Source organism: Catenuloplanes atrovinosus (assembly GCF_031458235.1).
Classification (GTDB): domain Bacteria; phylum Actinomycetota; class Actinomycetes; order Mycobacteriales; family Micromonosporaceae; genus Catenuloplanes; species Catenuloplanes atrovinosus.
The window spans coordinates 4,415,735-4,426,096 of the sequence record NZ_JAVDYB010000001.1; the positions used below are offsets into that span (position 1 = coordinate 4,415,735).

The following is a 10,362-nucleotide window of genomic DNA, read 5'->3' on the forward strand; positions in this document are numbered from 1 at the left end:
TGTGGAGCGAGACGTGAGCCGGTCAGGGCCGCTGCTGGAGGGGGACCCGGCTCGCGTCGGCGGCTACGAGATCGTCGGGCGGCTCGGTGCCGGCGGCATGGGCGTGGTCTACCTGGCGCGCGACGCCTCCGGGCAGCCGGTCGCGGTGAAGCTGGTGCACGCGGAGGTGGCCGGTGACCCGGAGTTCCGGCGCCGGTTCCGGGACGAGGTGGCCCGCGCCCGGCAGGTGCCGCCGTTCTGCACCGCCGAGGTCCTGGACGCCGACCCGGACGCGGCCCGGCCGTACCTGGTCGTCGAGTACGTCGAGGGACCGACGCTGGACGAGGAGGTCCGGCAGCGCGGGCCGCTGAATCCGTCCCACCTGCACGGGCTGGCGATCGGCGTGGCGACGGCGCTGACCGCGATCCACGGCGCCGGGGTGATCCACCGCGACCTGAAGCCGGGCAACGTGCTGCTCGCGCCGGGCAGCCCCAAAGTGATCGACTTCGGTATCGCGCACGCGCTGGAGGCGGCGCAGGAGCGGCTCACCGCGACCGGCGTCTACCTGGGCACCGTCAACTACATGGCGCCGGAACGCTTCGCGGACGAGCCCGGCCCGCTCACGGCCGCGGCGGACGTGTTCGCCTGGGGGTGCGTGGTGGTGTTCGCCGGGACCGGGCGGGCGCCGTTCGACGGGGGCACGGCCATCGCCACCATCGCGCGGATCATCAGCCGGCCGCCGCGACTGGACGGGCTGCCGGAGGGACCGCTGCGCCGGCTCGCCGAGCGCGCGCTGGCCCCCGATCCGGCGAGCCGGCCGACCGCGCGCGAACTGCTCGACCTGCTGCTCGGCAACGCACCGGCCGGTGCGCTCGACGACCGGCCGGAGCTGCGCTCGGCCTCGGCGGAAGCGTCGGTCGCGGCACGGACCACGACCGGCGCGCCCGCCGAGACCGTAGCCGTGGCCGCAGCCGGGAGCCCGGCCGCAGAGCCGGTCACCTTGCCGCACCGGGCGGGGCCGGCACCGCGCCGGCGTACCGTGGTGGTTCTCGCGGCGGCCGTCGCCGTCCTGGCCCTGGCCCTGCTCGGCGGCACCGGTTTCGTCCTCCAGCAGAGCAGCCTCGCCGGTGAGCGGCCGCTCGGCCCGGCTCCCGCGGCGCAGCCGTCGACGGCGCCGCCGCCGGCCGCGCCCTCCGCCGGCGAGTCCGCGGCGCCGTCGCCCTCCCCGTCCGCCACACCGTCACCCGTGCCCGAGGCCACCCGTCCCACCCAGGCCCCGGCGTCGCCGAAACCCTCGGCGGCCGTGCCGACGAACGACGTGCAGCCTCCGGTCGCGGCCGCACCCGGCACCCGGTCGGGGTACGGCCCGTACCTCATCCACAACCTGCGCACCGGGCTGTGCGCCGACCTGGACGGCACCGCCGGCGGCGGGCCCAAGCAGCCGGCCCTGCAGGACGTCTGCCGGCCGACCACCGAGGACAACCAGGAGTTCGCGTTCGTGCCACGCGGCACCGACGGCTCCGGACGCCAGCTCTACTGGATCCGCAACACCGACGACGACCTCTGCCTGGACGTCGAGGGCACCGGCTCGGTCCCGCGCGCCACGCCGGTCGTCGAGCTGGAGTGCTACGGCCAGGACAACCAGGACTACCGGCTGGAGCCGAGGCTCACCTCCGGCGGCCGCCAGTACTACTGGCTCGTCAATGCCGCCTCCGGCCTGTGCCTGGACGTCTACGGCAAGGGCGACGGCGGCAGCGCCACCCCCCTCACCCTGGTCACCCGCGTGTCCGGCGACGACCACGAATGGGCCCTGGTCCGCCGCGCGGACTGGTGACAGGTCCCAGCGGCGGGTAGGGTCCGTCGGTCCGGATATGCCGCCTGCCCGAACCGTGGCTGAGAGCAGCCTCTGAACTCTGACCTAGCCGGGTCCGGTGCGTGACCGGCGCGCGACATCCGGCCGGCCCCGGCCGGGATGGCCGCACCGGCGACTCCGCGATCACCCGGAGATGTTCCGCGCTGTGTACGCGGACGTGTTCACCGGCGACCCGCGCTGGCAGGCGATGGATGCGCCGGCCGCGAGGGCGGCGTCACCCGCCACCGGAGGGCGCTCATGCTGCCCGCCGCCCAATTCTCCCCCGCCCCGCCGCCGACGCCGGGCGGGTTCGCTGCGGCATCTGGCCGAAGTGATCCGTACTCACCGGATGGCACCCGGCATGGCGGTCGATAAGGACGTTGTCGCGGGCGTGCTCGCCGGCGACCTGCGGTATCTGACCGATCCCGTGCCGGTTGTCGCGGTCGCACGGGCCTCGCATCACATCGTCAACCTGCCGTTCGGCGACGACGATGTCCAGCGCCTCACCGTCGCCGTCGCGCACCTCAAGGCCCTCCTCGCGGCCGCGCACGAATCGGATCGTCGAGCCCCGTACCTGCTACCCGTACCGCGCCCGGCGTCCGCGCTCGTCGAGCGGGACGCCGGCCTCTCGCACGCCGCGCCGGCCGACCAGATCCAGCTCGCCTGGACCCCGATCGTGCCAACCGCGGACACGCCGCCGCGGCGCGCCTCGACGTGGCTTCGCCCGGCGGCCTGGGTCGCACTGCTGGCGATCTTCGCCGTCGGCGTGCTGGTCGGCGCGGCCGGGTCCCGGCTCGCCAGCTCCCGGCCCATCGCCGACCCGACCCGGCCCGTCGCCGAGGCACCGGCACGTAACGCCCGCTCGGCGTGTCAGTCGCCCGGTCCCTCCCGGCCAGCCGGCCCAGTCATCATGGGAGCACCCGGCACGCCGTCGGGCGAGTCGATCAAGCCCAACTGGTGGGCCAACGTCCTGCCGGTAGAGCTACGCCACACACCCACCGGATTCTCGGCCACCGTGCCCACCGGATCCACCCTGCCACAGGAGTTCCTCGTGGCCCGCAGCGGCATCACGATGATCACCGGTCATCGGTACCGGTTCGACTTCACCGTCACCAGCGACCGGCCGCTGGACATCCTGCTCCGCATCCAGGACAAGACCCCGCCGCATTACCGTCCCTCGCTCGTCGAAAGCGTACCCATCGGCCGTACGGCCTGCCGGTACAGCTTCACGTTCACGGCCGCCGTGACCAGCCACACGACCGGCGAGGTCACCTTCCAGCTCGGCGGGCAGGGTGCCTACACCGTCAGGGTCGACGACGCCGTCCTCGTCGAGATCGACTCCTGAGCGGCGACGCCGAGGCCGGCCACTTCTCCCGGCTACCCGAGTTCCGGCCGGGCGAGGGTGTGTGCACGCATCGCGAACGCGAGCTCTTGAGTTCGCCCGAAGCCCCGCACTCGCCACGATTCCCCCTGGCCACCACGTCCCGCGTGGTGTCGCGGCAGTGCGCGGAGCTGACGCACCCGCCGATCGATCACCGCACGGCGGCACCGGCGCCCGCTCGCACGAGATCAATCACGGTGTCCGCGCCAGGGCCTATGACCGACGTCGGTGCTGCGGGCGACGGTAGCCACGGTGTGCGACACCTAGGCTAAAGGTGGCCTTCATATCCCGGAACTGCGCTGCGAAGCTGTATGCGGACAGCAGGAAGGGAGGTCGAATGGACGACAGAGCACTCGGCGAGTTCCTCCGCCACCGGCGGGAACAGTTGCGGCCCGAAGACGTGGGCCTGCCCGGTGGCGGGCGGCGCCGCACCCCCGGTCTGCGCCGTGAGGAAGTGGCGGGCCTGGCGGCGCTGTCGCCGGACTACTACTCGCGGCTCGAGCAGGGCCGGGTGCGTACTCCGTCGGCCGCGGCACTGGCCAGCCTGGCCCGGGCGATCCGGCTGACCGGTGACGAGCAGGACTACCTGTTCCGGCTGGCCGGGCAGCAGCCGCCGGAGCCGCGCTCGCCCCTCGCGCACGTCGACCCGGCGATGATCTATCTGCTGGACGCGCTGGGGCACACGCCGGCCCAGGTGACCGACGGCCTGCTCACCGTCGTGGCGCAGAACCCGGCGGCGGAAAACCTGCTGGGCGTGTGGACCGGGCTGCCCGGGTACGAGTCCAACGTCACGTGGCGCTGGTTCGCCGACCCGGCGTCGCGCGACAGTAACGATCCGGCCGAGTACGAGCGCATCGGCCGAGCGTACGCGTCGGATCTGCGCGCCGGGATCGCCCAGCGCCCCTCCGGCGACCGGTTCGCCCACGGGCTGGTGACCGATCTGCTCGAGCGCAGCACCGAGTTCGCCGAGCTGTGGGCGCAGCAGCACGTCGCCGCGCTCACCTCGGCACCGAAACTGATCCGGCATCCGCTGGTCGGCGAACTCGACCTGCAATGCGACGTCGTCCTGAGCCCCGCCACGGGCCATCGGCTGATTCTTTTCCGGCCCCGGCCCGGGTCGAATTCCCGCGAGCAACTCGAGTTCCTCGACGTACTCGGCAATCAGAAGTTCGCCTGACCCTCTTCTTACGTCTTTCCGCACAAGCGGGCGCGCTTCCGTGCGCCCTAAAATCGTTCGGCGAAGGAATCCCGTGAAGATCACCGGTAACACTGTTTTCATTCCCGGCGCGACGTCCGGCATCGGTCTCGGGTTGGCCCTGCGCCTGCAGGCCAAGGGCAACACCGTTATCGTCGGCGGGCGGCGCACCGAACTGCTGGAGCGGATCGCGGCGGAGCGCCCCGGCATCGGCACCGTCACCGTCGACACCACCGACCCGGCGTCGATCACCGCGGCCCGCGACGAACTCGCCGGCCGCTACCCGGCCCTCGACACGCTGATCACCATGGCCGGCATCATGGAGCCCGAGGACCTGCGCGTCCCGGCGTCCCTCGACGTCGCCGAGCGTACCGTCGAGGTGAACCTGCTCGGCCCGATCCGGCTGATCAACGCCTTCCTGCCCGGCCTGCTCGGCCGGCCGGCCGCCACGATCATGACGGTCACCTCCGGCCTGGCGTACGTGCCCCTGGCCGCTACGCCGACCTACAACGCCACCAAGGCCGCCATCCACTCGTACACCGAGAGCCTGCGGGTGCAGTTGACCGGCAGCGACGTACAGGTGATCGAGCTCGTTCCGCCGGCCACCCGCACCACGCTGATGAACCAGCAGAACTCCGACGTGGCGATGCCGCTGGAGGACTTCCTCGACGAGGTGATGAGCCTGCTCGAGGCCGACCCCGAGGCCGAGCAGATCCTCGTCGAGCGGGTGAAGTGGCAGCGCAACGCCGAGGCCGAGGGCCGCTACGCCGACGTGCTCGGCGTGCTCAGCGGCCGCTACCGCTCGTGACCCTCTGACCCTGAAGGAACTCCTATGCGTCGTTCCCTCCGACGATCGGTGCTCGGCACCGGCCTCACCGCGATGCTGACCCTGTCCGCGTGCACCTCCTCCGCTGATGAACCCGTGCGGGGCGGCCCCATCGCCACCCTGGGCGAGCCCACCGAGATCACCACCGGTCTGTCCTTCCCGTGAGGGCTCGCCTTCCTGCCGGACGGCTCCGCGCTGGTCAGCGAGCGCGACTCGGCCCTGATCAAGCGGGTGCCCGCTGAGGGCGGCGCCGCCCAGACGGTCGGCGAGGTGCCCGGGGTGGTGCCGAAGGCCGAGGGTGGCCTGATGGGCATCGTCGCCTCACCCGACTTCACCACCGACCGTACGGTCTACGCGTCGGTCACCGGCGCCGACGAGAACTCGATCGTCGCGCTGCACATCGCCGAGGACTACCGGTCACTGCGCCGGGATCGGGTGCTGCTCGACGGCATCCGGACCGCCGATCGCCACCACGGCGGCCGGCTCGCCATCGGCCCGGACGGATACCTGTGGATCACCACGGGCGACGCCTTCGAGCCGGCCAACGCGGCCGACGACACCTCGCTCAACGGCAAGATCCTGCGCATCCGTACGGACGGCACGTCACCTGACGACGACCCCATCTACTCGTCGGGCCACCGCAACGTCCAGGGCATCGCGTTCGGCCCGGACGGCACCGCGTACGTCTCCGAGCTCGGCCACCGCACCTGGGACGAGGTCAACGTCCTGCGCGAAGGCGCCGACTACGGCTGGCCCGAGACCGAGGGCGTGGAAGGCGGCACCGGCACGGCTCCGATATGGACCGTGCACCCGGACGACGCGTCTCCGTCGGGGATGGCGTACGCGCGAGGGTCTTTGTGGATCGGCGCCCTGGGCGGGCAGCGGCTGTGGCAGCTTCCCGTCGAGGCGGGCCGGGTGACCGGCGAGGCGATCGAGCACTACCCCGGCGAGTACGGCCGCATCCGCACCGTCGAGCTCGCCCCGGACGGCGCCCTTTGGCTGGTCACCTCCAACACCGACCAGTCCACCTGGGGAGGCGTCGCCCCGAGACCCGGCGACGACCGCATCCTCCGCGTCGACGTCAATCAGTAGAACAGGACTCCCTCGCGTCCGTCGTCCTCACCATCGGCATCGGCGACCTCACTGCCCGGCACCTGGCCGACGCGGGACCCCGCGGGCCGCAACGCCGAATCGGCCGCCCCCTCGGCCACGCAGCCGCACGTTTGACGTCTCGCCCGGCACTACTTAGGCTAGCCTAACTCGACGGTCGTCGACGTCGTGCGGGGCTTCCCACGGTGGCACGTGCCGGTGCCGGAGACATTCAGGAGGCGGCGTGCGCCGGGGTCGGTCGTCAGGTGTCGCGCTGCTGCGCCGGGTCGTCCGCGATCAGGCTCGCCGGGTCGGCCTCAGCGCGGTCCTGAGCGCCGCTCATCAGAGCGGCGAGGCACTCGTGCCGATCCTCATCGGAGTCGTCCTCGATCAGGCGGTCGGCGGCGGAACGCTCACCGGCCTGATCGTCTGGATCACGGTGCTGGGCGCGGCCTTCGCGGTGCTCTCGGCCAGCTTCACGGCCGGCACCCGCACCGGGGAGTACGCGGTCGAACGCGCCGCGCACGCCCTGCGGCTCGAGGTGACGGCCCGCATCCTGCACCCGCGCGGCGCGGCCGGCGCCGGTCAGCTCCCCGGCGCCCTGGTGAACGTGGCGACCGGAGACGCACAGCGCGTCGGCATGATCAATCTCGCGCTCCCGCTGGGCGTCGCGGCCTGCTTCGGCATCGTGACCGGGGCCGTCGCCCTGCTGCGGATGTCCGTACCGCTGGGCCTGGTGGTGTTGATCGGCGCACCGATCCTGCTGTTCGCCGCGCATCGGCTCGGCAAGCCCCTGCAACGGCGCAGCGAGCGCCAGCAGGACCGGGCGGCGCGCGCGGCCGGAGTGGCCGCCGACCTGGTGGCGGGGGTGCGGGTGCTCAAGGGCATCGGCGCCGACCGGTCCGCGGCCGACCGGTACCGCGCGATCAGCCACGAATCGCTCGACGCCACGCTGCGCGCCGCCGAGGCGCGCAGCTGGCACGACAGTGCACTGCTCGGGCTGACCGGCGTGTTCCTCGCCGCCGTGGCACTCATCGGCGGCAGGCTGGCCGCCGCACACCAGATCACGGTCGGCGAGTTGGTCGCGGCGGTGGGCCTGGCACAGTTCCTGCTCGGCCCGCTCGCCCTGATCGCCTGGGCGAACGGCGAGTTCGCGCAGGCGCGCGCGTCCGCCACCCGGATCGCCGACGTGCTGGCCACCCCGCCGCGCACCGCGGGCGGTGACGAGACCCTGCCCGATCGGGTCACCGGGCACCTGAGCCTCACCGCGGTGGACGCCGGCCCGTTGCGCGGCCTCGACCTGGACGTGGCCCCCGGTGAGCTGGTCGGCATCGTCACCGCGGACCAGGTGGCGGCGAGCACCCTCACCGCGCTGCTCGGCAGGTTCCAGGACCCGGAGGCCGGTGTCGTCGCGCTGGACCACCGCCCGCTGCACACCCTCGATCCGGAGTCGGTGCGCGCCGCCGTCCTGGTCGCCGACCACGACGCCGACCTCTTCGAGGGAACCCTGATCGGCAACGTCGCCCTGGACCGCGCGACGGACGGAGCCGTCGAGGCCGCGTTGGCGGCGTCGACCGTGGACGAGGTCGCCGGCACGATGCCGGACGGCACGAACGGCGCGGTCGCCGAGCGCGGCCGCTCCCTCTCCGGCGGTCAACGGCAACGGGTGGCGCTGGCCCGGGCGCTGGCCGCGGACGCGCCGGTGCTGGTGCTGCACGATCCGACCACGGCCGTCGACGCCGTCACCGAGCAGCGGATCGCCGCCGGCATCCGGCACCTGCGCCGCGGGCGGACCACCGTCCTGGTGACGACCAGCCCGGGCCTGCTCGCGGTGACCGACCGCGTCGTCTTCCTGGCCGACGGCACGGTGCGGGCCACCGGTACCCATGCCGTCCTGGCCCGCACCGACGACCGGTACCGGTCGGCCGTACTCGCCTGACCGACCGCGACGAGATTGAGGTACCGACGTTGAGCGACATGACCGCCGGGCGTGCGCTGCTGCCCACCGCGACCGGCGCGCAGGCGTGGACGGCGGTGCGCCGGCTGCTGCGGCCCCGGTGGCGGTCCGCGGCCCTGGCCGTGGCCACGCTCGCCGCGGGAACCGCGATCGGGCTGGTCACCGTCCGGCTGCTCGGTCACATCGTCGACCTGGTCGCCGCCGGCCGGCCGGCCGGCGCGATCACCGCGCCGGTCGCCGCGCTCGTACTGATCGCCGCCGGCCAGACCCTGGCCGCCGGCTGGGGCCTGACCATGGTCGCCCGGCTCGGCGAGGGCATGCTCGCCGAGCTGCGGGAACAGTTCATGGACCGAGTGCTCGCGCTGCCGCAGGACCGCATCGAGCAGGCCGGAACCGGCGATCTGACCTCCCGGGTCACCAACGACGTCACCGCGATCGCCGACGCGGTCCGCACCGCGCTGCCCGAGCTGGTCCGCTCGGTGCTCGCCATCGCGCTCACCGCGCTCGGCCTGGCGGTCCTCGACTGGCGGTTCCTCGCCGCCGCGCTGCTGGCCGTGCCGATCCAGGCCTGGACCGTGCGGTGGTACGCGGGCCGGGCCCTGCCGATCTACGCCGCGCAGCGGGTGTCGGTCGGCGCGTTGCAGCACCAGTTGCAGGAGACCGTCGCCGGGGCCGATACGGTCCGGGCGCTGCGGTTGCAGGACCGGCACCGGGAACTGGTCCGCGGCCGCTCACGCGACTCCGTCGACGCGACGATGCGCGGGGTGCGGGTGCTGACCCGGTTCTACGCCCGCCTGAACCTGGCCGAGTTCGTCGGGCTGGGCGCGATCCTGGTCACCGGCTTCCTGTCGGTCCGCGCCGGAACCGCGACGATCGGCACGGCCACCGCCGCGGCACTGTACTTCCACAGCCTCTTCGTGCCGATCAACACCGCGCTCGGCCTGGTCGACGACGCGCAGGCCGCGGCGGCCAGTCTGGTGCGGCTGGTCGGCGTGACCACGCTCCCGGCGCGCCCGGAACCGGCCGGGCGGGCGAGCACGGCGGCCACCGTCACCGTGGAGACGGTCGACCACGCGTACCGGCCGGACCGGCCCGTGCTGTGCCAGGTCAGTCTCGAGGTGGCCGCGGCGGAGCGGGTGGCGCTGGTCGGGTCGAGCGGCGCCGGCAAGACCACCCTGGCCGGGCTGATCGCCGGGGTGCGCCGGCCGACGGCCGGCGTGGTCCGGCTGGGCGGCGTCGACGTGGCGGACCTCGATCCGGCCGAGGTACGGCGCTCGGTCGTCATCGTCACCCAGGAGGTGCACGTGTTCGCCGGCCCGCTCGCCGACGATCTCCGGCTGGCCCGGCCCGCCGCCACCGACGACGACCTGCGGGCGGCACTGCTGCGGGTCGGCGCCCGGGACTGGCTCGACGCGCTGCCGGACGGGCTGGCCACGGTGGTCGGCGAGGGCGGCCACCGGCTCACCGTCACCCAGGCACAGCAGTTGGCGCTGGCCCGGCTGGTGCTGGCCGACCCGCCGATCGCCGTCCTCGACGAGGCGACCGCCGAGGCCGGCAGCGCCGGGGCCCGCCTGCTCGAGGAGGCCGTCGCGCGGGCCCTGGACGGGCGCACCGGCATCGTGGTCGCGCACCGGCTCACCCAGGCCGCAACGGCCGACCGGATCGTGCTGCTGGACTCCGGGCGGGTGCTGGAGACCGGCACCCACACCGAGCTGTCGAAGCGTCCGGACGGCCACTATGCCGCGCTCTGGCGCGCCTGGTCGGACCACCGGGCCGAGGACTAGGGTCCTGAGTCTTTCTAGCGCCGGCAGCCATGCCCGTCGCGCTGCCCGGTCGCGGTCCGGCCAGTCCGCACCTCTCTGCAGTTGCCCACCGAGGCAGGGATGGCGGGTGGATGCGCGCTCATGCCGAAGAGCGCGCACGCGATCTTGCTAATAGGCCGATATGGCCTGGCCCGTTAGAGACTTGTATTCCGGGTGCGGTCCTGTTTCAGTGATTGCGCGTGTCGATGCCGATCAGCGCGGTCTGTGGTGGTGGAGGTCCGCGCTGGATCTACCGGATAATGGTCATGTCCGCGATTTGT

Annotated in this window: 8 protein-coding genes; all 8 read left to right on the plus strand. The window is 73.3% G+C overall.

The annotated features are described in order from the left end of the window. The first annotated feature begins 13 nt into the window (after positions 1–13). Positions 14–1,813, plus strand: coding sequence for a serine/threonine protein kinase (locus tag J2S41_RS19780; RefSeq protein WP_310369382.1), 1,800 nt, complete (start codon positions 14–16; stop codon positions 1,811–1,813). Positions 1,814–1,997: 184 nt separating this feature from the next. After that, positions 1,998–3,176: a hypothetical protein gene (locus J2S41_RS19785; RefSeq protein WP_310369383.1), complete on the plus strand. Its 1,179-nt coding sequence runs from the start codon at positions 1,998–2,000 to the stop codon at positions 3,174–3,176. A 373-nt stretch (positions 3,177–3,549) separates the two neighbouring features. Next, entirely contained in the window at positions 3,550–4,389 is an 840-nt protein-coding gene (locus J2S41_RS19790) for a helix-turn-helix transcriptional regulator (protein WP_310369384.1), read from the plus strand. A gap of 73 nt (positions 4,390–4,462) precedes the next feature. After that, the gene (locus J2S41_RS19795) at positions 4,463–5,215 is read left to right on the plus strand and encodes an SDR family oxidoreductase (protein ID WP_310369385.1); all 753 of its coding nucleotides are present in this window, start codon (positions 4,463–4,465) and stop codon (positions 5,213–5,215) included. Between the two features lie 24 nt (positions 5,216–5,239). Then, on the plus strand, positions 5,240–5,398 hold the full coding sequence (locus J2S41_RS19800) for a hypothetical protein (RefSeq protein WP_310369386.1): 159 nt from the start codon (positions 5,240–5,242) through the stop codon (positions 5,396–5,398). A 12-nt stretch (positions 5,399–5,410) separates the two neighbouring features. Beyond that, positions 5,411–6,325: a PQQ-dependent sugar dehydrogenase gene (locus J2S41_RS19805; RefSeq protein WP_310376421.1), complete on the plus strand. Its 915-nt coding sequence runs from the start codon at positions 5,411–5,413 to the stop codon at positions 6,323–6,325. A gap of 241 nt (positions 6,326–6,566) precedes the next feature. Continuing rightward, complete coding sequence (locus J2S41_RS19810) at positions 6,567–8,261, plus strand: ABC transporter ATP-binding protein (RefSeq protein WP_310369387.1); 1,695 nt, start codon at positions 6,567–6,569, stop codon at positions 8,259–8,261. Positions 8,262–8,299: 38 nt separating this feature from the next. Next, complete coding sequence (locus J2S41_RS19815) at positions 8,300–10,063, plus strand: ABC transporter ATP-binding protein (protein WP_310369388.1); 1,764 nt, start codon at positions 8,300–8,302, stop codon at positions 10,061–10,063. The last annotated feature ends 299 nt before the right edge of the window (positions 10,064–10,362 follow it).